Genomic DNA, 23,254 nt, shown 5'->3' with positions numbered 1-23,254 from the left:
TACCTCCGCGCCGCCCCTCATCTGGCTGCCGCCATCTTCTCCCATTAGAACGGGGAGAAGGACGCTGTTGCGACCCGCCTTCAACCTAAGCTGAATTGACCATGCAACCCTGACATGCCAAAGCCCGGCAACGCCTGATATCTGGAGACAGCCTGATGACCGATCGTGTCGAGATCGCCGGACTGCGGATTGCCCGCGAGCTCACTGACTTCGTCGTCAACGAGGCATTGCCCGGCACCGGCATCGAAGCGGCGCGGTTCTGGGACGGGTTTTCTGCCATCGTCCACGATCTTGCCCCGAAGAACCGGGATCTGCTGGCAAAACGCGATGCCCTGCAGGAAAAGCTCGACGGCTGGTACCGCGACAATGGCGCGCCCATCGACATGGAGGCCTACCAGGCGTTCCTGAAGGAGATCGGCTATCTCGTGCCGGAAGGGCCGGCCTTCAGCGTCTCGACCGAAAATGTCGATCCGGAGATCGCCGTCGTCGCCGGGCCGCAGCTCGTCGTGCCGGTGATGAACGCGCGCTACGCGCTCAACGCCGCCAATGCGCGCTGGGGTTCGCTCTACGATGCGCTATACGGCACCGATGCCATTCCCGAAACGGATGGTGCCGGGAAGGGCAAGGGCTTCAACCCGGCGCGCGGTGCCAAGGTCATCGCCTGGGCCAAGGACTTTCTCGACCAGTCGGTGCCGCTCACCTCGGGCAAATGGGCAGGAGTCAACGGCCTGTCGGTGGCCAATGGGGCGCTGAAGCTCGGCGCCGGCGCCGGCTCGACGACGCTGGCCGATCCCAGGCAATTCGTCGGCTATCGCGGCGACGCGGCCAACCCTGAAGCCGTGCTGCTGGTGAAAAATGGATTGCACGTCGAGATCGTCATCGACCGGACCAACCAGATCGGCCGCACCGATCCGGCTGGCATCGCCGACGTCATCCTGGAATCGGCGCTGACCACCATCCAGGACTGCGAGGATTCGGTCGCGGCGGTGGATGCGCAGGACAAGGTCGTCGTCTACCGCAACTGGCTCGGCCTGATGAAGGGCGACCTCGCCGAAGAGATCAGCAAGGGCGGCAAGAGCTTTGTCCGCAAGCTCAATCCGGACCGCGCCTACACCGCGCCCGCCGGCGGCCAACTCACCGTGCCTGGCCGCTCGCTGATGCTGGTCAGGAATGTCGGCCACCTCATGACCAATCCCGCGATCCTGGATCGCGACGGCAACGAGGTGCCGGAAGGCATCATGGACGCGGCAATGACGGCGCTGATCGCGCTGCACGATGTCGGGCCGAAGGGACGGCGGATGAACTCCCGCGCCGGCTCGATGTATGTCGTGAAGCCCAAGATGCACGGGCCGGAGGAAGTCGCCTTCGCCGTCGAGATCTTCGACCGCGTCGAGGCCCTGCTCGGCATGGCCAAAAACACCATCAAGATGGGCATCATGGACGAGGAGCGGCGCACCACAATCAACCTCAAGGAGGCGATCCGCGCGGCACGCGAGCGCGTGGTGTTCATCAACACCGGTTTCCTCGACCGCACCGGCGACGAGATCCACACCTCGATGGAAGCCGGCCCGATGATCCGCAAGGGCGACATGAAGCAGGCCGCCTGGATTTCCGCCTACGAGGCCTGGAATGTCGATACGGGCTTGGAATGCGGCCTCGCCGGCCACGCCCAGATCGGCAAGGGCATGTGGGCGATGCCGGACCTGATGGCGGCGATGCTGGAACAGAAGATCGCCCATCCCAAGGCCGGCGCCAACACCGCCTGGGTGCCCTCGCCGACGGCGGCGACCCTGCACGCCACGCACTATCACAAGGTCGATGTCCATGCCGTCCAGGCGGCGTTGAAGAGCCGGCCGAAGGCCAAGCTCGACGATATACTGTCGGTGCCGGTGGCCGTGCGGCCGAACTGGACGCCCGACGAGATCCAACGCGAACTCGACAACAACGCGCAAGGCATTCTGGGTTACGTCGTGCGCTGGATCGACCAGGGCGTCGGCTGTTCCAAGGTGCCTGACATCAACGATGTCGGCCTGATGGAAGACCGCGCCACGCTGCGCATCTCCTCGCAGCACATCGCCAACTGGCTGCGCCACAAAGTATGCACGGAAATCCAGGTGCGGGATTCGCTGCAACGCATGGCGGCGATCGTCGATCTGCAAAATGTCGGCGACCCGCTCTATCAGCCCATGGCCGCCGACTTCGACAAGTCCATCGCCTTCCAGGCCGCATGCGACCTGGTGTTCAAGGGAACGAGCCAGCCGAATGGCTACACCGAGCCGGTGCTGCACGCGCGGCGGCTCGAGCTGAAAGCGCGCGATAGAGCCTGAAAAGCAGGACGGCCCAAAGCGCCTACGCCGCCTGCGCCACGCGCTCCGCACTCATCCGGTAGGAAATCGCCTCGGCCAGATGGATGCGGCCGACGGTTTCGCTGGCATCGAGGTCGGCCAGCGTTCGTGCCACTTTCAGCACGCGGTGATAGGCCCGCGCCGAAAAAGCGAGTTTTTCGCTGGCATCCTTGAGCAGCGACAGGCCTGCCGCATCCGGCATCGCGATTGTCTCGATGATTGCCGGAGAACAATGCGCATTGGTGGTGGCGCTGCTGACGCCGAGCCGCTCGAAACGCTCGCGCTGGAGGGCGCGGGCGCGGCCGACGCGCAGTGCAACGTCCGCGCTCTTCTCCGCCCGGTCGGGCCGGATCAGGTCGCTGGCCGAAACCGCCGGCACTTCGATCCTGAGATCGATACGGTCGAGCAGCGGGCCGGAGATGCGCGCCTGATAGTCGGTGCGGCAGCGTTCGCCGCGCAGGCAGCGATAGCCGGGCTCGCCGGCCATGCCGCAGCGGCACGGGTTCATCGCCGCCACCAGCTGGATGCGCGCCGGATAGGTGACGCGGTGGTTGGCGCGCGCGATCATGCAGTCGCCGGTCTCCAGCGGCTGGCGCAACGCATCGAGCGTTTGCGGCGTGAATTCGGGGAATTCGTCGAGGAACAGCACGCCGTGATGGGCGAGCGACACTTCGCCCGGCCGCGCACGCAGGCCGCCGCCGACCATCGCCGCCATCGAGGCCGAATGATGCGGCGCCCGGAACGGCCGCCGATCGGTCAGCTTGCCTTCGCCGAGTTCGCCCGCCACCGAGGCGATCATCGAGACTTCCAAAAGTTCCTTCGGCGCCAGCGGCGGCAGGATCGACGGCAGCCGCTGCGCCAGCATCGATTTGCCTGAACCTGGCGGGCCGATCATCAGCAGATTGTGGCCACCGGCGGCGGCCACTTCCAGCGCCCGCTTGGCCGTCTCCTGGCCCTTGATGTCGGCAAGGTCGGGCAGGTCGCGCGGCGCGGCGCGGATGCCGGCTTCGGGGCGCGACAGCACCTGCGTGCCGCGGAAATGATTGGCGATCGCAATCAGGCTGCGCGGCGCGAGGATATCAAAATCTTTTCCCGCCCAGGCCGCTTCCGGCCCGCAGGCGAAGGGACAGATCAGCCCCTTGCCCTCGGCATTGGCACCGATCGCCGCCGGCAAGGCGCCGGCCACCGCCGTGATCGTGCCATCGAGCGACAGTTCGCCCAGCACGACATAGCCGGCCAGCATGTCGCCCGGAATGGCGCCAAGTGCCGCCATCAGGCCGAGCGCGATCGGCAAATCGTAGTGGCTGCCTTCCTTCGGCAGGTCGGCCGGAGCGAGGTTGACCGTCACCTTCTTCGACGGCATCGACAGGCCTGACGCATGCAGCGCCGCCTGCACCCGCTCGCGGCTTTCGGCGACCGCCTTGTCGGGCAGGCCGACGATATGCATGTTGACCTTGCCGGGCGCGATCATCACCTGCACGTCGACCGGCACGGCCTCGATGCCCTGGAAAGCGACCGTACGAACCCGCGCCACCATGTTTTGCCCCCGGATGCGGCTCGTCTTGGCCCGTGTGAACAGGCCGCGAGCGGTGTCAACGCAAGACAACCACAGATTTTAGCCCAAGGCAAGAACAATACAGGAACAAAGAGGTCGCCGCGCACGGTCGGATGGACTTTTCGCCTGCTGCTGCACGCAACAAGTCTCGCCGTGTTCGCGACCTCCCCGGAAGACGAGCCTCACCGAATGCCGGGCGGGCGCCTCGAGGACGCGCGGGGTCACGACGGCCTCGCCGCCAGGAAAGTATTCCACCCCCGCTCCTTCCTGCCGACGCGGAAGGCGTGGCTGAGAAGCTCCATGCCGGCGGCCTCGATGCGAGTCGCGAAGGCGTCCCTGCGCCAGTCGACCGTATGGTAGCTGCCGCCCGTTTCGCCTTCGCCTTCGCGCATCGAGACGACAAAGGCGCCACCGGGCCGCAAGGAGCGCGCAATCTTCGCCAGAACCTGGTCGATCTGGTCGCGCGGCACATGGATCAGCACGGCGAGCGCTACCACCGCGTCGTAGGGACCGCCAAGCTCGTCGGTGATCACGTCGAGGAGTTCGCCTGGCTTGCCGCGCGCCGCCTGCAGTTCGAGAAAGCGCCGCGTGGCGTCGGTCCGCTTGACCTTGACACCAAGGGCCTCCAGGAAGTCGGCGTCGCGGCCCGGGCCGGAGCCGATCTCCAGAATCTGGCCGCCCGCTCCGGCGATCGCTGCGGCGCGCTCGAGTGCGGCCTGGTCGTTCGGGTGGGGAATATGCCCGACAATCTCGTCATAACGGACCGCGTAGTCCTCATAGGATTGGATCGTCTGACGGGTTTGCGCCAAGGTTTTTGCCGGTACGTTCATCATTGTCTCCCGTTTCTGTCCGTCGGAGCGCGCCTAGCGGATGCTGCCGTAGGGGGCGTGGCCGTCGAGCAGGCCGATGTCGCGCTTGAAATCGTCGGACAAAGCGCGCTGGTCCAGCAGGCGGCGCGACCGCGCTCTGAAGGGAGCGACGAAGAGATCGAGGATCGGATGACGGACCATGATGCGTAACGTGGAGGTGTTCATTGCCATGTCCTCTCGGGTTCGTTTGATGGCTTGAGTGTGCACCGCGCCCGGCTTGGTTTCCAATCGAACGTCGCGTATCATGCATCAGGAGGATTGATGCATCATGAGCTGGGATCTGCCGCCCTTGGGCGCCATCAGGGTGTTTGAAGCCGCATCGCGGCTGGGCAGCTTTACCAAGGCGGCCGAAGAACTCGGCATGACCCAGTCGGCGGCCAGCTATCAGATCAAGGTATTGGAAGAACGCGCGGGAACGCCGCTATTCATAAGGAAAACAAGACAAATCGCCTTGACCGAGGCCGGCGAGCAGCTGGCGCCGCACGCATCGGGCGCCTTCTCGGCCCTGGCCGATGCGTGGGTCGCGACCAAGGGCGGCGCCACCGGCGTGCTCTCCGTCACCACGGTCCAGACCTTCGCCTCGACCTGGCTGGCGGTGCGCCTGGGAGCATTTCAGCTGATGCATCCAGATCTTGCCGTGAAAGTCGATACGTCGTCCCGGCTGGCCGATTTCGCCCGCGACGGCATGGACATCGGTATTCGCACCGGTACCGGGAAATGGCCGGGCCTGGCAGCCCACTATCTGTTCAAGGCGGATTACACGCCGATGCTCAGCCCACGGCTCGTTCAGAGCGTCGGAGGCATCCACCGTCCCGAGGATCTCTACAAGCTGCCGCTATGCTGTTCGACCGACCCCTGGTGGAAGATCTGGTTCGAAGCAGCCGGTGCCCGCTTCGAGCCCGATCGCATCATAACCGGTCCTGAGCTTGGCACGCAGGCCTATGACGCGATGGCGGCGCTGACGGATCAGGGCGTCGCCATCCTCACCCGCAACCTCTACTCCTCCTTGCTGACGACGGGACAGCTGGTCCAGCCATTCGAGGCCCTGGGGTCCGACGGCGACGGCTACTGGCTGGTGCATTCCGAAAGCCGCCGCAATACCCCGAAGATCAAGCTGTTCAGGGACTGGGTGCTGGCCGAGACGGCGGACGTCCGGGACCGCGAAGTGCCCCGACCCTGAGAGCCGGGCAAGGCATTTGCGGCGCGCCTGCCACGCCTGGCCGGGACGCACAGGTTTTCGACCAAATCAGGAACATCGCCGGAACCGGTAATCGCTTCGGTTGCATCGCGATTTGTACGCGGTTGCAAAAAGCGGAACATGGTTAAAACAAAGTGAAACGGCTGCTCAGCCTGGCATGAGCGCCGAGCAATATGCCAAACCCTCATAGGCTGTAAGCGCTATTTCCCGCGCTTGGCCTCCACCGCGTCCCAGAACAGGCTGGCGATGTCGGCGCCGCCGAAGCGTGCGACTTCGCGCACGCCGGTCGGCGAGGTAACGTTGATCTCGGTCATGTAGTCGCCGATGACGTCGATGCCGACCAGGATGAAGCCGCGTTCCTTCAGCGACGGTCCGATGCGGGCGCAGATCTCGCGCTCGCGTGTCGTCAACTCGGTCTGCTCGGCGCGGCCGCCGACATGCATGTTGGAGCGCGAATCGTGCTCGGCCGGCACCCTGTTGATGGCGCCGACCGCCTCGCCATCGATGAGGATGATGCGCTTGTCGCCCTTGCGCACGTCCTTCAGATAGCGCTGCACGATATAGGGCTCGCGCGACAGCTGGGCGAACATTTCGAGCAGCGAGGCGAGATTGCGGTCGTCTTCCTTGAGATGGAAGATGCCGGCGCCGCCATTGCCGTAGAGCGGCTTGACGATGATGTCGCCAAACTCCTTGCGGAAGGCGGCCACCTCCAGCGGATCCTTGGTGATCAGCGTGTCCGGCATCAGGTCCGGGAATTCGGTGACGAAGATCTTTTCGGGGCTGTTGCGTACCCAGGCCGGGTCGTTGACGACCAGCGTCTTCGGATGGATGCGGTCCAGTATGTGCGTGGTGGTGATGTAGTTCATGTCGAAGGGTGGATCCTGGCGCAGCAGGATCACGTCCATCTCCGACAGGTCGGTGCGCACCTTGTCGCCCAGCGTGTAATGGTTGCCCTTCTCGTCGCGCACCTGCATCTCCTCGATGCGGGCAAACACCTTGCCGTCGCGCAGCGACAGCCGGTCGGGCGTGTAGTGAAACAATTGATGGCCGCGCCGCTGCGCTTCCAGCGACAGCGCGAACGAGGTGTCGCCGGCGATCGACACGGTGGAGACATGGTCCATCTGGACGGCGATTTTCAGCTTCATGGTGGATCCCCAGCGCAGTCGACGCAAGCGATATAAGGGTCGCGGCGCCTTCTGCCAATCGCAGGTTTTGAACATTGCGATCAGCCAGACTTGCCGGCCGTTGCAGACAAGGCGAGAACGCATGTCATCGTTTTCTTAAGCCTTATCGGACAAGATCGGCGCCGAAAACCCTGACGGCCGGTGCCGGACAGGGTGTCTCCGTTGGACAACGATCATGAACGCGCTCACTGCCGTCCGCGCAGCCTCCTCCCAGCAGCTCGAACTCACAATCCTGATGCCGTGTCTCAACGAGGCTGAGACGCTGGCCGTTTGCATTGGCAAGGCCAGGGCCTTTCTCGACAAGACCGGAATCCCGGGTGAGGTGCTGATCGCCGACAATGGCAGCAACGACGGCTCCCAGGAGATTGCCGCGCAAGGCGGCGCCCGTGTCGTCCCGGTCGCGCAAAAGGGCTATGGCGCGGCACTTCTGGGCGGCATCGCCGCCGCCAGGGGGCGCTTCATCATCATGGGCGACGCCGATGACAGCTATGATTTCGGTGCGCTGGAGGCATTCGTGGCGCGGCTGCGCGGCGGCGCCGACCTGGTCATGGGCAACCGCTTCCGGGGCGGCATCGAGGCCGGCGCCATGCCGCCGCTGCATCGCTATCTCGGCAATCCGGTGCTGAGTTTCGTCGGGCGGCTGTTCTTCAGCATCAAGACGGGGGATTTCCACTGCGGCCTGCGCGGCTTCAATGCCGACAGCATCAGCAAGCTCGATCTGCAGACGACCGGCATGGAATTCGCCAGCGAAATGGTGGTGCGCAGCGCGCTTGCCGGCCTGCGTATCGAGGAAGTACCGACCACGCTCAAGCCCGACGGCCGCAGCCGGCCGCCGCATCTGCGGACCTGGCGTGACGGCTGGCGGCATCTCAAATTCCTGCTGGTCTACAATCCGCGCTGGATGTTCTTTATCCCGGGCGCGGTGCTTTCCGGCCTTGGCACGCTGCTTGCCGCCCTGCTGGTGTTCGGCCCCTTGCGGGTGGTCGACAATCTTTCGCTCGATCTCAACACCTTCGTCGCCGCCTGCTTCATGGTCGTCACCGGCATCCAGCTCATCACCTTCGGCGCCATTTCGCGATACTATGCCGAGATCACCGGCATCCTGCCGCGCAGCCGCGGGTCCGACTGGCTGACCAGGACCATCAGCACCGACCGCCTCGCCGCCAATGCCGGCATCTGCTTTGCCGCTGGCCTGCTGTTCTGCCTCTATGCCGTCATGCGCTGGGCCCATCTCAATTTCGGCCCGTTGAATGATTCCGAAATCCCGCGCATCGTCGTCCTCGGCCTCAGCCTGATCGTCATTTCGTTTCAGGCCTTCTTTTCGGCTTTCCTGCTCGGGGTCCTGGAAATACCGGTCAAGCGGCTGAAGGCAGGCCAGTTCCAGGAAACGCCGGCCCGCGAGGAACCGTGACCGACCTCGTCCAGACACGGCTGTTCCGCTTCCTGACGGTTGGCGTGGCCGCCGCGTTGCTTCTGTTTGCCCTGTCGTGGCTGCTGGTCTCGCTCGGCCTCTCGCCCTTCCTGGGCAGCCTGCTTGCTTACGCGCTCACGGTTGCCCTTGCCTATTCGGCGCAACGAGGCTGGACCTTTGGCGGGCAGCACGATCATGCTCGTGCCTTGCCCCGCTATCTGGCGGTGCAAGCGGGGTGCGCGGTCTTTTCCGGCGCCGTTTCCCATATAGCGGTGGCGTATCTCGGCATGTCCGCGCCCGCCATGTCGGCGCTGATGACGGTCGCGACCAGTACGCTGAGCTATCTCCTGTCCTCGCTTTGGGTTTTCCCGATGCGCGCCTGAGCAGGCTCAGGGAAACGCCGGGATGGCCGCCTTCTTGTCTTGCTCGATTCCAGCTCGAAACCGTCGGACACGTCCCTGACGGTTGTTCTGATTTTACCCTTTGTTGAAACCCGCGCGCTACGATGCGGTGCTCCGCACGGAATGAAGCCGCTCGTGACCATGTCCCAGAAATCTTCCAAGCAGACGCGCCACGGCTTCTGGCGATCCGATATTGCGTTTGCGCTGCTTGCGCTCTTGCTGTTGCTGGCCCTCGAGGCCCTGCAAGGATTCCCGCAACTGGCCAATCCCGCGGGCGACAATGACAGCCTGCTGCAACTGGTCGAGGTCCGCGATCTGCTGGGGGGCCAGGGCTGGTTCGACCTGCACCAGTACAGGATGGGCTTGGAGGGCGGCTTCGTCATGCACTGGTCGCGGCTGCTCGACGCGCCGCTCGCGCTGGGCATCCTTGCGGCTTCGAGCCTGACCGGCAGCCCCGCTTTGGCCGAACACATCGTGCAAATTTTCTGGCCTTCCCTGCAGTTCTGGCTGGCGATCTTCTTCGTCATCCGCGCCGCGCGCGCTTTCGCCGGCGCGCCCGCCGTGCTGCCCGCCGCCGTCGTCGGTGGGGCGGCCTTGTACTACATCGGTATTTTTTCTCCCGGCGCGCTGGACCATCACAATGTCCAGTTGATGCTGACGCTGGCAAGCCTCGCTTTGCTGCTCGAGGCGCCCATGCATCGGCCGGCTGCCTTTGTCGCGGGCATCTGCGCCACGCTGACCCTCGCCATCGGTATGGAGAGCGCGCCCTATGCCGGAACCCTCGGCGCCGTCGTCGCGCTGCTGTTTCTCGGCACGGGTGACGGCGAAAGATTGATCGCCAGGGATTTTGGCCTCGGCCTCGCCGGCGCCTCGGGCCTCGTCTTCGCCGCCACCATTCCCGTCTCGTCCTGGGGCGTGGCCCAGTGCGACACATTCTCGGTCGTGCAGTTCGCTGTCACCGGGCTTGCCGGCAGCGGCTTGGCAATCATTGCTTCATGGAAGGCCGCCAACGCGACGGCCGCCCGGCGCCTGATATCGCTTGCCTTGCTTGCCGTCGCTCTCGCGCTCCTTGTCGGGCTCCTGTTCCCGCAATGCCTGGCGGCGCCCTACGCCGATCTCGACCCGCGCCTGCGGCAGATATGGCTCGACCATATCGAAGAGGCACAGTCGATCACCCAGCTTGTCGTCGACGATCCGGCAAGGGCCGTGGCGCGTTTTGCCACGCCGCTGGTGGCGATCGTCCTGATGGCGCTCCGCTTCAGCCATGGCGGCTGGCGGCGGCAGGATAGCCTCGTCGCCGCGCTGCTGGTGGTGGCACTCCTCGTCAGCGCCTGGGAAGTGCGCGGCTCGACCTTCTCCATCGTCTTCGCGGTGATCCCGCTTTCGGCCTGGATCGCCAAATGGCGGCAGCGGGCCGAAGCCAGCCCGTCCAGCGGCTCGGTGCTCCGGATGGCCGCGGCCTGGCTGATCTCGGTGAACGCGATCTGGGCGGGTGCCGCTCAAGCCGCATCGAGCGCGTTCGAAACCGCGGCACCTGCCAGCGCCGCCGGCATCAATGCACCCTGCAACAGCAAGGCTTCGTTCGCCACGCTTGGCGCGCTGGCCCCCACCACGGTGCTCGCCATCTCCAATCTCGGCTCGCCGATCCTCGCCTTCACCGGTCATCGCGTGTTCGCCGGGCCCTACCATCGCAACGTCGCCGGAAACCTGCTGGCGTTCGAAGCCTTGCTGGGCTCGGCCACCGACGCGAAAGCCGTCGTCGAAAGCCACCATGTCGGAATTGTCGCGCTCTGCCGCGGCAACCCGGAAAGCCGGCTATTCGCGGCCAAGGCGCCGGACAGCTTCCTGGCCGGACTGATGCGCGGCAGCGTGCCGGAATGGTTGGAGCCGGTGGCCGAGACCCGTGGCGCCCCTCTGGAACTGTACCGCGTCCGGCCCGGCGGCTGAAAATCCACGTGCTTGACGTATCTTGTAGCCGGCTTCTCGAAGGCATCCGCTCCCTGTCCAGGCGTGGTTCACGGTGAAGGCCGGATGCCATTTTTCGGGATCATGCTCCGGCTACAAAAATCGGTTCACGCGATACGTTTCCTAAAGGGTTTGCTGCCAGTCTCGAAAATAAATTCCGACGACAAGAGCAGGGACGAACAGGGACACCGATGCAAACTCCGTTTGGCACCGGTCAGGCAAACAGGGAAAGCACGGATCTGGCATTCACCGATCCGTTGACCGGGCTTGGCAATCATCGCCGCTTCTTCGACAAGGTGGATCGTCTGATCAGCGACCGCGCCGACGATCCCGCGCCCTTCACCGTCGGCATTCTCGACCTCGACGGCTTCAAGCCGATCAACGATCTGTTCGGCCACAAGGCCGGCGACGACATCCTGATCCAGGTCGCGATGCGGCTGCGCGCCTCGATGGACGGCCATTCGACGGTCTGCCGCATCGGCGCCGACGAATTCGCCTTCCTCTACCCGCTGGTGTTCTCGGAGGACGCGGCGGCCGAAAAGTCCCGCATGTTGATCGAGATACTGTCGGCGCCCTACGATGTCGGCGAGCGCACCGCCAGGCTTTCGGCCTCGGTCGGCTGCTCGCTGTTCTATTCCGGCGACGAAACCACCGAGATCCTCATCAACAAGGCCGAAACGGCGCTTTACCACGCCAAGCGTTCCGGCCGTGGCCGCGTCGTCGTTTACACCCGTGAGATGGAGGAGGCCGCCAAGCGCGTCACCCGCATCGAGCAGGCGCTGCGCCGCGCCGTCTCGGCCGGCGAGGTGGAGCCGCATTTCCAGCCGATCGTCGATCTCGCCACCCGTCGCACCATCGGTTTCGAGACGCTGGCGCGCTGGACCGACCGCGATCTCGGCGCGGTACCCCCGACCGTCTTCATTCCCATCGCCGAGGAACGCGGCATCATCGGCCCGCTGTCGCAGCTCGTATTGCGCAAGGCGACCGAAGCCGCCAGGAGCTGGCCGAAGGACCTGTTCCTGTCCTTCAACCTGTCGCCCTCGCAACTCGTTGACCAGAACACCGGCCTACACATACTGGCGATCCTCGACCGCACCGGCTTCGACCCGCGCCGGCTGGAGATCGAGATCACCGAAACCGGCCTGATGAACGACCCGGCCTCGGCCGCGCAGATCGTCGAGGATCTGCGCCGCGTCGGCATCCGCGTCTCGCTCGACGATTTCGGCACCGGCCAGTCCTCGCTCGGCCGCTTGCGTGAATTCCATTTCGACAAGCTCAAGATTGACCGCGCCTTCGTCTCCTCCATTCTCGACGACCGGCCGTCCGAACACATCATCCGCGCCATCCTCGCAATGTGCGAAGGGCTCGGCATGGACGTGGTCGCCGAAGGCATCGAGGAGGAAGCGCAGGCTGACCGGCTGGTCCAGTTCGGTTGCGCCGGCGGGCAGGGCTATCTGTTCGGCAAACCGGCCGATGCCGACGCCACATTGGGCTATCTCCGCGATTCCTTCCGCGGCGCCTTGCGCGCCAAGGCGATCTGAGCGGCGGATTCAGGCGCTGCCCCGCATGGAGCGATGCCGCCTTACGGGCGCCTTCGCCTTTTTGTCTGACATAAGCCCGAAAATCAGTCTTTTCGCCCTTGCCCGCCGGACGTGTCTGGCTAGGATGCGCGCCGGTTGACCCGGGAGACGAAAATCATGATGCCATCGGCGCGTTTTGCCGACCTCGAAGGCGCTTCGGTACTGATTACCGGCGGCGGCTCCGGCATCGGCGCGGCCCTGACCGAAGGGTTCATGCGCCAGGGCGCCAAGGTCGCCTTCATCGACATCGCCGACACGCCGAGCACCGCGCTTGCCGACAGCATCGAGAAGGAGCTCGGCCGGCGGCCGCTCTATCTCAAGACCGATCTGCGCGACGTCGAGGCCTTGCGCGCGGCCGCGGCCCAGGCCGCCGACGCGCATGGCGACGTCACGGTGCTGGTCAACAACGCCGCCTGGGACGAACGCCATGCCGTCGAGGATGTCAGCGTCGAATTCTGGGACAATAATCTCGCCATCAACCTGCGGCCGCATTTCTTCACCGCGCAGGCGGTGGCGCCAGGCATGAAGCGGGCGGGCGGCGGCTCGATCATCAATTTCACCTCGACCTCCTACCTCATCAACCATCCCGACATGCCGGCCTATACCGCCGCCAAGGCGGGTATACTGGGTCTCACCAAGGGGTTGGCCGGCAAGCTTGGACCCGATCGCATCCGCGTCAACGCCGTCGCGCCCGGCTGGGTGATCACCGAGCGGCAGCAGGAGCGCTGGGTGACCGAAGGCGCGCTTGCCGCCCACGTCGCCAAGCAGTGCATCAAGGAGGTCATGCGGCCTGACGACATGATCGGCACGGTCCTGTTCCTGGCTTCCGACGCCTCGCGCATGCTGACCGCGCAGATGCTGATCGTCGACGGGGGCTTCCTGTGAGCGCGGGATTTGCCGCTCCGGCGGTGGCGGCGCTCGACTGGGGCACGACCCGGCTCCGGGCCTGGCTGATCGATGGCAATGGCAACGTCCTTGCCGAGCGCCGCGGCGACGATGGCCTGATCACCGCGCGCGAAAAGGGGTTCTCCAACGTGCTGGAAGGCCATCTGACCGCCATGGGGGCGCCTGATGCGCTGCCCGTCATCATCTGCGGCATGGCTGGCTCCCGCCAGGGCTGGATCGAGGCGTCCTATGTGACCGTGCCTGCACCGATCGGTGCCATCCTGCGCGGCGCGGCCCGGATCGAGGGTGAGCGCCGCGATATCCGCATCGTTCCGGGCCTGGCCCAGCGTCTGGCCGATGCGCCCGACGTCATGCGCGGCGAGGAAACACAGCTTGCCGGCGCCGGTTTGCCGGAAGGGGGACGGCATCTTGTCTGCATGCCCGGCACGCACTCGAAATGGGTCGCGGTCGAAGATGGCGCGGTTGCCGGCTTCGGCACCTGGCCGACCGGCGAATTGTTCTCGGTGCTATCAGCGCATTCGATCCTCAAGCATTCGCTGGGCGAGCATCCGGCTCCGGTGGCAGTGGACAGTCCGTTCTTCCGGCAATGGTGCGAGCAGGCGCTTGGCGAGGGTGGCGATGTCACCTCGCGGCTGTTTGCCATCCGCGCCGCCGGGCTCTTGCAGGATTTGAAGTCGGAGGATGCGGCGGCCTGCCTGTCCGGCCTGCTGATCGGCGGCGAGATCGCGTCGGCCCGGCGCCGCCATGGCGCCGGCGCGACATCGGTCGTGCTGGTAGCCTCGGGCGCGCTGGCTGGGCTCTACCAGGCCGCGATTGGCCTTGCCGGGCTTGGTCTGCGCACCGTCGATGCCGACGAGGCAGTACGCGCCGGTCTCATAGAAGCCGCGCGCGAGAACGGCATGATCGCCAGAACCGGAGCAGCCCCATGAGCCAGACCGCCCCTTTCCCGAAGCTCAAGCGCGGGCTGGTCGCCATCCTGCGCGGCCTCAAGCCGACTGAGGCGATCGCCATCGGCCAGGCATTGTTCGATGCCGGCATCGAGGCGATCGAGGTGCCGCTCAATTCGCCCCAGCCGTTTTCGTCGATCGCCAGGATTGTTCAAGTGCTACCGAAGTCAGCGCTGGTCGGCGCCGGTACGGTGCTGACGGCGGCCGACGTCGACGGCCTTCACCAGGCCGGCGGGAGGCTGCTGGTCAGCCCCAACATCGATGCCGAGGTGATGGGCCGCGCCGCGCATTACGGCATGGTCACCATGCCCGGCGTGTTCACCCCGACCGAGGCTTTCCAGGCGATCCGGCTCGGCGCCTCGGCGTTGAAATTCTTTCCCGCCAGCGTGCTCGGCGCCTCGGGCATATCCGCGATCCGGGCGGTGCTGCCCGCGCAGACGCTGGTCGGCGCGGTCGGCGGCGTTTCGGAGAAGGATTTTGCCGGTTACAAGGCGGTTGGCGTGACGGTCTTCGGGCTGGGCTCCAGCCTGTTCAAGCCGGGCATGAGCGTCGACGACGTGGCCGCGCGGGCCCAGGCGGCGGTGGCGGCCTGGGACGCCGTGTTCGGCGGAGACGCATGATGAACGAAGCGATCGTTTCGGTTTTTTCCGACCATGTCTGCCAGCTCGGCGAAGGGCCGAGCTACGATCCCGGCACCGATGCGCTGTTCTGGTTCGACATCGTCAACGGCCAGCTTCTGGAAAAGCAGCTGTCCGGCGGCGCCACAAAGGTTCACGAACTCGGCCAGATGGCCAGCGCCATCGCTATCATCGACGACAAGCGCCAGCTGATCGCCACCGAGACCGGCCTCCATGTCCGTGACGTCGCGACCGGCAAGATGACGTTGCACACCCCGATCGAAGCCGACAATCCGGTCACCCGTTCCAACGATTCCCGCGTCCATCCCTGCGGCGCCTTCTGGGTCGGCACCATGGGCAAGAGCGAGGAAAAGGGCGCTGGCTCGATCTACTGGTTTTTCAAAGGCGAACTGCGCCGCCTGTTTTCGGACATCACCGTGTCCAACTCGATCTGCTTTTCATCAGACGGCGCGCTCGCTTACTATACCGACACCTCGACCGGACTGCTGATGCGCGTTGCCTGCGATCCGGCGACCGGACTGCCCGCCGGCGAGCCGAAAATCTTCGTCGATCACCGGTCGGCCAAAGGCTATATCGACGGTTCGGTGCTCGACCGCGACGGCATCCTGTGGAACGCTGTCTGGGGCGGAAGCGTCATCGAGGCCTATGGACCGGACGGCAAGCTCGTCCGCACGGTCGCCATGCCGGTGACGCAGCCATCCTGCCCGGCCTTCGTCGGCAGGAACGCCGACCGGCTGGCGGTCACATCGGCGTGGTCGGGCAAGAATGAAAAGCAGCGCCTGCTCGATCTGCAGGGCGGCATGACCTTCCTGATCGACATTCCTGTCAATGGTCGCCTGGAGCCGCGCGTCCTGATCGCTTGAACAGGCCGGGCGACCGGCACCGCTCACGCCCATGGCGGTGCTGTCACGCAGGCGTCCGACTTGAGTCGGTTTCGCGAAAGCCGTTTGTGTCGGCTGTGCGATTGTGGGTGATCGCATTGCCGGGATTCACGCATCTCATGTCGAGCCACAAGCCAAAGCTGATCCTTGTCCATGAGCCGGAGAAGGCCTGCCTCGACCGCCTGGTCGCCGATGGCCATGCACCGGAGCGCGCCGCCGAGATTTCGTCCTATCTGGCGCAGTCGACCGATCTCGCGCCCGAATTCGACGCGCTGGCTGCCGCCTGCGACAGAAGCGGCCTCGCCTTCGCTCCGGTGGATCTGGACGATGCCGCAAGGGCGCTCACCGGAGCCGATCCGTCCACGACGCTGGTCTGGACGCTGACCGACGGCATCGCCTATTTTCGCGGCGGTGCTGCGCCAGCCTTGGCGAGGCTGGGCGGGTTCAAGACAATCGGCGCCGACGATTCGCTCTTCGCGCTCTGCCAGGACAAGTTCCGCTCTGGCGCCGTGCTTGGTGCGCTCGGCCTGCCAGTGCCTCAGGCGGGTCTTGCCCGGGATGGGAAATGGCTGGTCGAGCCGCCGGCCTCCACCGCCGGCTGGTTCGTCAAGCCCAACCGGCTCGGCGCCAAGATCGGCATCTGGCCGGATTCGCGCGTAAGCGATCTCGGCCACGCGCTGGAGCTCAGCCGGCGTGTCTTCGCCAGATATCGCGACGATGTCGTCGTCCAGCCCTATGTCGCCGGCCGCAACGTGCGCGCCAGCTTCCTCGGGCTGACGCCGCAAACCGGCGTCGAGGCGCTGGGCATCGCCTTTGTCGAATCGGGCGCGGATTTCCAGACCATGGCCGACAGCCTGGCGCTCTATGGCGACACTGGCGAGGCGGCCAAGGCGGCGGGTGAGTACCTCGAACCGGAGCTCGTGGCCGTTGGCGACAGCCAGCCCGGCGCCGATGCCAAGATCCGCCGGATCGCCGAACGGCTGATCCAGGGACTCGGCCTGCGCGACGTGTTTTCCATCGATCTGCGTGTCGAGGCCGACGATACGGTTCACCTCATTGAATTCGAGGTCTGCCCCGGACTGCCCTGCTTCGATTTTCGCGACTATTGCCGCGCGCAGTGGGGGCTGAGCCTTGCCGACGCGATGGCGCAAACAGCGGCGAATAGGCTGATGCCGTGATCTTCATGATTGGCTGAGACCGAACGACTTCGTCATTCCAGGGCGGAGCAAGGAGCGAAGCGACGCGCGCAGACCCTGGAATGCATGCCGTGACTCAGAAGCGTCGCGACGCTGCATTCCTGGTCAAGGTCACGGAATGGATCCTTAGGTCTTCGCTCCGCTTCGCGTCGCTACGCCCAAGGATCACGAAACCAAGAGGCGTCGCCTAAATCCCCTCGACCAGCACGATCTCGCCGTCGGCGACCTTCTGGCGGATGGCGACGGCGCGCTGATACTCCGGCGAGTGGTAGCAGTCATGCGCGGCGGCGAGCGATGGAAACTCGATGACGACATTGCGCGCGCGACCGGGACCCTCGGCTTTCTCGTGTTCACCGCCGCGGGCGAGAAATGTCGCGCCGAAGCGCTCGAAGGCCGGCTTGGCGGCCGCGACGTAATCCTTGTAGCCTTCCGCGTCGCGCACATCGACGCGGGCGATCCAGTATCCCTTGGGCATTGTCTTTTCTCCTATTCGTGCGGGCCCGTCAGGCCGAGCGCATTTCTTCCAAAATGGCTTCAGCCGCGGCGCGCCGGTCGCTGGCCGCGACGATAGGTCGTCCGACGACCAGATGGCTGGCGCCGTTTCGGACCGCCTGCCCCGGTGTCACCACCCGCTTCTGGTCGCCATGGTCGCTCCCCGTTGGCCGGATGCCGGGTGTCACCACCGCCATGTCGGGGCCGACGATGCGGCGCACCGCCTCGGCCTCCGCGGCCGAGCAGACGATGCCGCCCATGCCGGCATGCAGCGCCTGTTCCGAACGCCGCAGCACCAGCGTGTGCGGGTCGTATTCATAGCCGACATCGATCATGTCCTGTTCGTCCATCGAGGTCAGCACGCTGACGGCGAGCAGGCAAAGCTCGCTGCCGCGCGCCGCCTCCACCGCCGCCGCCATCGCCTTGGGATAGGCATGGACGGTCAGCATGGTCATGCCCATCTTGACGATGTTCTCGACGCCCTTGGCCACCGTGTGGTCGATGTCGAGCAGCTTCATGTCGAGGAAGATTTTCGTCCCGCCACCGGCCAGTTCCCTGGCGAAGTCGAGGCCGCCGGCAAAGGCCAGCTGGTAGCCGATCTTGTAGAAGGAGACGACGCCGTCGAGCTCGCGCACCGCCCGCTCGGCCTCTTTCACGGTCGGCACGTCGAGGCCGACGATCAGTCGCTCTTGCATGGAGTTGGCCTGCACGGTTGCGGCTGTCACGCCTCGACCCTGGTCGACAGCATGCGCGAGGTCTCGATCAGCGTACGGCATAGGTGCTCCATCGATTTGTGCAGTCTTTCGTCACGGAAATGACCGTCCCCGTCGAAGGCGTCGCCCCCCTCCGGCACCGAGCATTCCGGTGTCACAACCTCCATCTGGCAGCGCACCAGCACGGCGCGCAGATGGTTGATGCAGCGGATGCCGGCGAAGTGGCCGTTGGAGGACGAGCAAAGGCCCGCGACCTTGCCGGCAAGCGGCCTGACCGATCGGCCGCCATCCCTTCGCACCCGGCTCACCCAGTCGATCGAGTTCTTGAGCAGCGGCGGGATGGAGCCATTATATTCCGGCGTCGCGATCAGCAGCCCGTCATGAGCGGCGATGAGCCGTGCGAGCCTCTGGGCGTTTTCGGGAACGCCTTTTTCCTTTTCCAGATCTTCGTCGAGGATCGGCAAGGGATAGTCCGCGAGCGAAATGCGGGTCACCTCGGCGCCCTGCACCGCAAGTTCCTTCTGCGCCACGTCGGCGGTCCTGCCACTATAGGCGCCCGTGCGCACCGAGCCGGCGAAGACGAGGATTTTCGGGATCACTGCCATGGGCCAACCTTGTTCTGGCACACGTACAGCCAAGGTTCGATCAAATCAACGCATCGGCGCAAAATCGAAAGGCGTTTTTTGGAAGGCGCGCTCCAGCCTAATGCGCTTCGCGCCGGTAGATCCACAGCTGCGTCGGCGGGATGTTGCGGAAGATGAAATCGAAATGCTTGACCGTATAGTCGCCGCGGCCGGCCGGGATCGGCGACATCGGGCCATAGGTCAGCTGGACGATCGGCCGTCCGGCCGGGATGCGGTCGAGCAGGCTTTCGATATAGGCGATGCGCTGGGCGACCGGGAAGTTGAGCAGGGGCACCCCGGAAACGACGCTATCGAAGATCATCCCGCTCCTCTCGCCAAGCGTGGCGTTGAGGTTGAAGGCATCGCCCTCGATGACGTTGACGCCGGGATAGAGCTGGCGCAGATGGCGCACGAAATCGGTGGAATATTCGACCGCGTAGAGGTTTTCGGGCCGCACGCCCTGGGCGAGGATGGCGCGGGTGATGACCCCGGTGCCGGGACCGACCTCGAGCACCGGCAGGCCGGACTTCGGGTTGACGATCGAGGCCATCTTGCGCGCGGTGATCGAGCTGGTCGGAACGATGGAGCCGACCGTCTTCGGCTTGTCGATCCAGCCCTTGAAGAATTTGAGTTCGTCGTCGAACTTCTCGGCAAACGCCTTCCGCAGTCCGTGACCACGTGCCATGCAAGCTCTCCTCAGCGCTCCCCTTGGGAGGTACTTAACACCTGGATGACGCAAGGCAAGGCGCGGACATGCGGATGTCGTGGATAAGATAGTTTTTGTCGCGCCTCGTTTTGCCGGTCAGCAGGCTGCATTGGCTTGCTTGCGACCCCCGGTCAACGCTCGCCGAAAGACTCGAAAAAGTCCTTCATGCGGGCGAAAAAGCCGCTCGATTGGGGCGAATTGTCCTGCGAGGAGAGCTGTTCGAACTCTTCCAGCAACTCGCGCTGGCGGCGCGTCAGGTTCTGCGGCGTCTCGACGGCGGTCTGGATGTAAAGGTCGCCGACATTGGGCTGGCGCAGCACCGGCATGCCTTTGCCCTTGAGGCGGAACTGGCGCCCGTTCTGCGTGCCTTCGGTCACCTTCACCTTGGTCTGGGTGCCGTCCAGCGTCGTCACCTCGAAGGAGCCGCCAAGGGCGGCCGTCGTCATCGAGATCGGCACCTTGCAATAGAGATCGGCGCCGTCGCGCTGGAAGAATTCGTGCGGCTTCACCGCCAGGAAGATGTAGAGGTCGCCCGAGGGCCCGCCGCGCAGGCCGGCCTCGCCCTCATTGGCCAAGCGGATGCGGGTGCCGTCCTCGATGCCGGCCGGGATGTTGACCGACAGCGAGCGCTCCTCGGTGACGCGGCCCTGGCCGGCGCATTTCGGGCATGGGTCCTTGATCGTCTGGCCGCGGCCCTGGCATTGTGGGCAGGTTCGCTCGATCGAGAAGAAGCCTTGCGTGGCGCGCACCTTGCCATGGCCGTTGCACATCGAGCAGGTGACCGGCTGGGTGCCGGGCTTGGCGCCGCTGCCCGAGCATTCCGTGCACGAGATCGAAGCCGGCACGCGGATTTGCGCGGTCTTTCCGGCGAAGGCCTCCTCCAGCGAGATTTCCATGTTGTAGCGCAGGTCGGCGCCGCGCTCGCGGCCACCGGAAGAGCGGCGCTGGCGCCCACCCATCATGTCGCCGAAAATATCCTCGAAAATGTCGGCGAAGCCGCCGGCGCCAAAGCCATGCGCACCGCCATTCATGCCGCCCTGCTCGAAGGCGGCGTGGCCGAAACGATCATAGGCCGCGCGCTTCTGCGGGTCCTTCAGCGTCTCGTAGGCTTCGTTGATTTCCTTGAATTTGTGCTCGCAGGCATGATCGCCCGGGTTGCGGTCGGGATGGAACTGCATGGCGAGCTTGCGGAAAGCGCTCTTGAGCTCCTTCTCGTCGGCGCCTTTCTGGACGCCCAGCGTTTCGTAGAAATCAGCTTTCATTTTTTCCCGCTGTCCGGATGCTCAACGTCTTGCTGCATTGTCGCGTCGTTTGCCGGCACGTTGTTTCGATTTAGGATCGGCGCAGCCCGGATGCTAGGGCCGGTGCGGAGCTGTTCGTGCTTTTCGACGATTTTTTCCGCACTTTTTCTGCCAGGGTTGCAAAAAAGCCCGGCTTTGCGCCGGGCTTTCCGCTTTATCTTGCCGTCAGGCCGTTCAGGCCGACTTCTTCTTGTCGTCGTCCTCGTCGATTTCCTCGAAATCGGCATCGACCACGTCGCTATCCTTGGCGGCATCCGCCTTCGCGTCGGCTTCCGCCGCTTCCTTCTGCGAGGCCTCGTACATGGCTTGGCCAAGCTTCATGGAAGCTTCGGCAAGCGCCTGGCTCTTGGCCTCGATGTCGGCCGGGTCATCGCCTTCCGCAGCGGTCTTCAGCGCCGCGATCGCATCCGAAATCGCCGTCCGCTCGGCCTCGGAGACCTTGTCGCCATATTCCTTCAGCGACTTCTCCGATGAATGCACCAGCGCTTCGGCCTGGTTGCGGGCCTCGACCACGGCGCGACGCTTCTTGTCGGTGTCGGCATTGGCCTCGGCGTCCTTGACCATCTTCTCGATATCGGCGTCCGAAAGACCACCCGAGGCCTGGATGCGGATCTGGTGCTCCTTGCCGGTGCCCTTGTCCTTGGCCGACACGTTGACGATGCCGTTGGCGTCGATGTCGAAGGTGACCTCGATCTGCGGCACGCCGCGCGGCGCCGGCGGGATGCCGACCAGGTCGAACTGGCCGAGCGCCTTGTTGTCGGCGGCCATTTCACGCTCGCCCTGGAAAACGCGGATGGTCACGGCCGACTGCGAATCCTCGGCCGTGGAGAACACCTGGCTCTTCTTGGTCGGGATCGTCGTGTTGCGTTCGATCAGCCGGGTGAAGACGCCACCCAGCGTCTCGATGCCGAGCGACAGCGGCGTCACGTCGAGAAGCAGCACGTCCTTGACGTCGCCCTGCAGCACGCCGGCCTGGATGGCGGCGCCCAAAGCGACGACCTCATCGGGGTTGACGCCCTTGTGCGGCTCCTTGCCGAAGAACTGCTTCACGATCTCCTGGATCTTGGGCATGCGGGTCATGCCGCCGACCAGGACCACTTCGTCGATCTCGCCAGCCTTCAGGCCAGCATCCTTGAGCGCCGCCTTGCACGGTTCGATGGTGCGCTGGACGAGATCCTCGACCAGGCTTTCGAACTTGGCGCGGGTCAGCTTCAGCGTCAGGTGCTTCGGGCCGGTCGCGTCGGCGGTGATGAAGGGCAGGTTGATCTCGGTCTGCGTCGTCGACGACAGCTCGATCTTGGCCTTCTCGGCCGCTTCCTTGAGGCGCTGCAGGGCAAGCTTGTCGGCCTTCAGGTCGATGCCCTGTTCCTTCTTGAATTCGGCCGCCAGATACTCGACTAGGCGCATGTCGAAGTCCTCGCCGCCGAGGAAGGTGTCGCCATTGGTCGACTTCACCTCGAACACGCCGTCGCCGATTTCCAGCACCGAAATGTCGAACGTGCCGCCGCCAAGGTCATAGACCGCAATGGTCTTGCCTTCCTTCTTGTCGAGGCCGTAGGCCAGTGCCGCGGCCGTCGGCTCGTTGATGATGCGCAGCACTTCCAGGCCGGCGATCTTGCCGGCGTCCTTGGTGGCCTGGCGCTGGGCGTCGTTGAAATAGGCCGGAACGGTGATGACCGCCTTCTCGACCTTCTCGCCGAGATAGGCTTCCGCCGTTTCCTTCATCTTCTGCAGGATCATGGCCGAGATCTGGCTGGGCGACTGCTTCTTGCCGCCGGCCTCGACCCAGGCATCGCCATTGTCACCCTTGACGATCTTGTAGGGGACAAGCTTCTTGTCCTTCTCCGTCACCGGATCGTCATAGCGGCGGCCGATCAGGCGCTTGACCGCGAAGATGGTGTTTTCAGGATTGGTGACCGCCTGGCGCTTGGCCGGCTGGCCGACGAGACGTTCGCCGTCGCCCGAGATGGCGACGATGGAAGGCGTCGTGCGCGCGCCTTCCGCATTCTCGATCACCTTCGGCTCCTTGCCGTCCATGATGGCGATGCAGGAGTTGGTGGTGCCGAGATCGATACCGATTACTTTTGCCATTGTTCTAGTCTCTCCGCTAAGCAGGCTTTCAGGACCCGTAAGGCGTTCCGACGAAAGCCCCTGTTCACAAGAAATCCCGTTCGACGACCGGTGTTCCGGCGCCGCACGGCTTGGCGCGTATATAAGAACAGGCGGCATCGGGCGCAAGCATTCTGCGCAAGGCTTCCATGAACCTTTCCGTGCCAGCCCGCGACTGAGGTCCAGGCGCCGCATGGTGCGGCCCTGGAAAGGAAGCCCCCCATGACCAGCAAC

The 23,254-nt window shown here is 64.9% G+C and carries 21 protein-coding genes; 11 read left to right on the top strand and 10 right to left on the bottom strand.

What is annotated here, in order from left to right; translation table 11 throughout:
• The first annotated feature begins 155 nt into the window (after positions 1 to 155).
• Positions 156 to 2,327, top strand: a complete 2,172-nt coding sequence (locus FJ948_RS08955) for a malate synthase G (RefSeq protein ID WP_140703436.1) — start codon at positions 156 to 158, stop codon at positions 2,325 to 2,327.
• Between the two features lie 22 nt (positions 2,328 to 2,349).
• On the opposite strand, the gene FJ948_RS08950 is transcribed toward FJ948_RS08955, so the two are convergent.
• From FJ948_RS08950 to FJ948_RS30230, 3 genes are all read right to left on the bottom strand, one after another.
• Complete coding sequence (locus FJ948_RS08950; RefSeq protein WP_140703434.1) at positions 2,350 to 3,882, bottom strand: YifB family Mg chelatase-like AAA ATPase; 1,533 nt, start codon at positions 3,880 to 3,882, stop codon at positions 2,350 to 2,352.
• Between the two features lie 239 nt (positions 3,883 to 4,121).
• The gene (locus tag FJ948_RS08945) at positions 4,122 to 4,730 is read right to left on the bottom strand and encodes a class I SAM-dependent methyltransferase (RefSeq protein WP_140703964.1); all 609 of its coding nucleotides are present in this window, start codon (positions 4,728 to 4,730) and stop codon (positions 4,122 to 4,124) included.
• 33 nt (positions 4,731 to 4,763) lie between these two features.
• Positions 4,764 to 4,934 (bottom strand): hypothetical protein, encoded by a 171-nt coding sequence (locus FJ948_RS30230; protein WP_181173602.1) that lies wholly within the window; start codon positions 4,932 to 4,934, stop codon positions 4,764 to 4,766.
• 103 nt (positions 4,935 to 5,037) lie between these two features.
• Between FJ948_RS30230 and FJ948_RS08940 the strand changes: the two genes are divergently transcribed.
• Positions 5,038 to 5,949 carry a LysR substrate-binding domain-containing protein gene (locus FJ948_RS08940; protein ID WP_140703432.1) on the top strand — a complete coding sequence of 304 codons (912 nt, stop codon included), beginning with the start codon at positions 5,038 to 5,040 and terminating at the stop codon, positions 5,947 to 5,949.
• Positions 5,950 to 6,167: 218 nt separating this feature from the next.
• On the opposite strand, the gene gshB is transcribed toward FJ948_RS08940, so the two are convergent.
• Positions 6,168 to 7,112: a glutathione synthase gene (gene gshB / locus FJ948_RS08935; protein WP_140703430.1), complete on the bottom strand. Its 945-nt coding sequence runs from the start codon at positions 7,110 to 7,112 to the stop codon at positions 6,168 to 6,170.
• A 214-nt stretch (positions 7,113 to 7,326) separates the two neighbouring features.
• Here gshB and FJ948_RS08930 point away from each other — a divergent pair, with 214 nt between their 5' ends.
• From FJ948_RS08930 to FJ948_RS08890, 9 genes are all read left to right on the top strand, one after another.
• Positions 7,327 to 8,562 (top strand): glycosyltransferase family 2 protein, encoded by a 1,236-nt coding sequence (locus FJ948_RS08930; protein ID WP_140703428.1) that lies wholly within the window; start codon positions 7,327 to 7,329, stop codon positions 8,560 to 8,562.
• The gene (locus FJ948_RS08925) at positions 8,559 to 8,945 is read left to right on the top strand and encodes a GtrA family protein (protein ID WP_140703426.1); all 387 of its coding nucleotides are present in this window, start codon (positions 8,559 to 8,561) and stop codon (positions 8,943 to 8,945) included. Before FJ948_RS08930 ends, FJ948_RS08925 begins: the two co-directional genes overlap by 4 nt.
• Before the next feature lie 159 nt (positions 8,946 to 9,104).
• Positions 9,105 to 10,910: a GtrA family protein gene (locus tag FJ948_RS08920; RefSeq protein WP_140703424.1), complete on the top strand. Its 1,806-nt coding sequence runs from the start codon at positions 9,105 to 9,107 to the stop codon at positions 10,908 to 10,910.
• 209 nt (positions 10,911 to 11,119) lie between these two features.
• The gene (locus tag FJ948_RS08915; protein ID WP_140703422.1) at positions 11,120 to 12,469 is read left to right on the top strand and encodes an EAL domain-containing protein; all 1,350 of its coding nucleotides are present in this window, start codon (positions 11,120 to 11,122) and stop codon (positions 12,467 to 12,469) included.
• A gap of 156 nt (positions 12,470 to 12,625) precedes the next feature.
• On the top strand, positions 12,626 to 13,393 hold the full coding sequence (locus FJ948_RS08910; protein WP_140703421.1) for an SDR family oxidoreductase: 768 nt from the start codon (positions 12,626 to 12,628) through the stop codon (positions 13,391 to 13,393).
• Positions 13,390 to 14,343, top strand: a complete 954-nt coding sequence (locus FJ948_RS08905) for a 2-dehydro-3-deoxygalactonokinase (RefSeq protein WP_140703419.1) — start codon at positions 13,390 to 13,392, stop codon at positions 14,341 to 14,343. Before FJ948_RS08910 ends, FJ948_RS08905 begins: the two co-directional genes overlap by 4 nt.
• A complete protein-coding gene (locus tag FJ948_RS08900; RefSeq protein WP_140703417.1) occupies positions 14,340 to 14,981 on the top strand; it encodes a 2-dehydro-3-deoxy-6-phosphogalactonate aldolase in 642 nt (213 codons plus the stop codon). The genes FJ948_RS08905 and FJ948_RS08900 overlap by 4 nt, the downstream gene beginning before the upstream one ends.
• Complete coding sequence (locus tag FJ948_RS08895; protein WP_140703962.1) at positions 14,981 to 15,862, top strand: SMP-30/gluconolactonase/LRE family protein; 882 nt, start codon at positions 14,981 to 14,983, stop codon at positions 15,860 to 15,862. The genes FJ948_RS08900 and FJ948_RS08895 overlap by 1 nt, the downstream gene beginning before the upstream one ends.
• 137 nt (positions 15,863 to 15,999) lie before the next feature.
• Positions 16,000 to 17,058, top strand: a complete 1,059-nt coding sequence (locus tag FJ948_RS08890) for a D-alanine:D-lactate ligase-like protein (RefSeq protein ID WP_140703416.1) — start codon at positions 16,000 to 16,002, stop codon at positions 17,056 to 17,058.
• Positions 17,059 to 17,263: 205 nt separating this feature from the next.
• On the opposite strand, the gene FJ948_RS08885 is transcribed toward FJ948_RS08890, so the two are convergent.
• The 6 genes from FJ948_RS08885 to dnaK form a co-directional block, all read right to left on the bottom strand.
• A complete protein-coding gene (locus FJ948_RS08885) occupies positions 17,264 to 17,551 on the bottom strand; it encodes a DUF1330 domain-containing protein (RefSeq protein ID WP_140703414.1) in 288 nt (95 codons plus the stop codon).
• Between the two features lie 28 nt (positions 17,552 to 17,579).
• The gene (gene pyrF / locus FJ948_RS08880; RefSeq protein WP_181173600.1) at positions 17,580 to 18,293 is read right to left on the bottom strand and encodes an orotidine-5'-phosphate decarboxylase; all 714 of its coding nucleotides are present in this window, start codon (positions 18,291 to 18,293) and stop codon (positions 17,580 to 17,582) included.
• Positions 18,290 to 18,886 carry an NADPH-dependent FMN reductase gene (locus tag FJ948_RS08875; RefSeq protein ID WP_140703412.1) on the bottom strand — a complete coding sequence of 199 codons (597 nt, stop codon included), beginning with the start codon at positions 18,884 to 18,886 and terminating at the stop codon, positions 18,290 to 18,292. Before FJ948_RS08875 ends, pyrF begins: the two co-directional genes overlap by 4 nt.
• 97 nt (positions 18,887 to 18,983) lie before the next feature.
• Entirely contained in the window at positions 18,984 to 19,589 is a 606-nt protein-coding gene (gene pmtA / locus FJ948_RS08870) for a phospholipid N-methyltransferase PmtA (protein ID WP_140506955.1), read from the bottom strand.
• Between the two features lie 152 nt (positions 19,590 to 19,741).
• Positions 19,742 to 20,872: a molecular chaperone DnaJ gene (gene dnaJ / locus FJ948_RS08865; protein WP_140703410.1), complete on the bottom strand. Its 1,131-nt coding sequence runs from the start codon at positions 20,870 to 20,872 to the stop codon at positions 19,742 to 19,744.
• 213 nt (positions 20,873 to 21,085) lie between these two features.
• Positions 21,086 to 23,002, bottom strand: a complete 1,917-nt coding sequence (gene dnaK / locus FJ948_RS08860; RefSeq protein ID WP_140703408.1) for a molecular chaperone DnaK — start codon at positions 23,000 to 23,002, stop codon at positions 21,086 to 21,088.
• Between the last annotated feature and the right edge of the window lie 252 nt (positions 23,003 to 23,254).

The organism is Mesorhizobium sp. B2-3-12 (genome assembly GCF_006442205.1).
GTDB lineage: Bacteria > Pseudomonadota > Alphaproteobacteria > Rhizobiales > Rhizobiaceae > Mesorhizobium.
The sequence above is the reverse complement of the archived record's forward strand: the minus strand, read 5'-3'. Positions and strand labels throughout refer to the sequence as shown.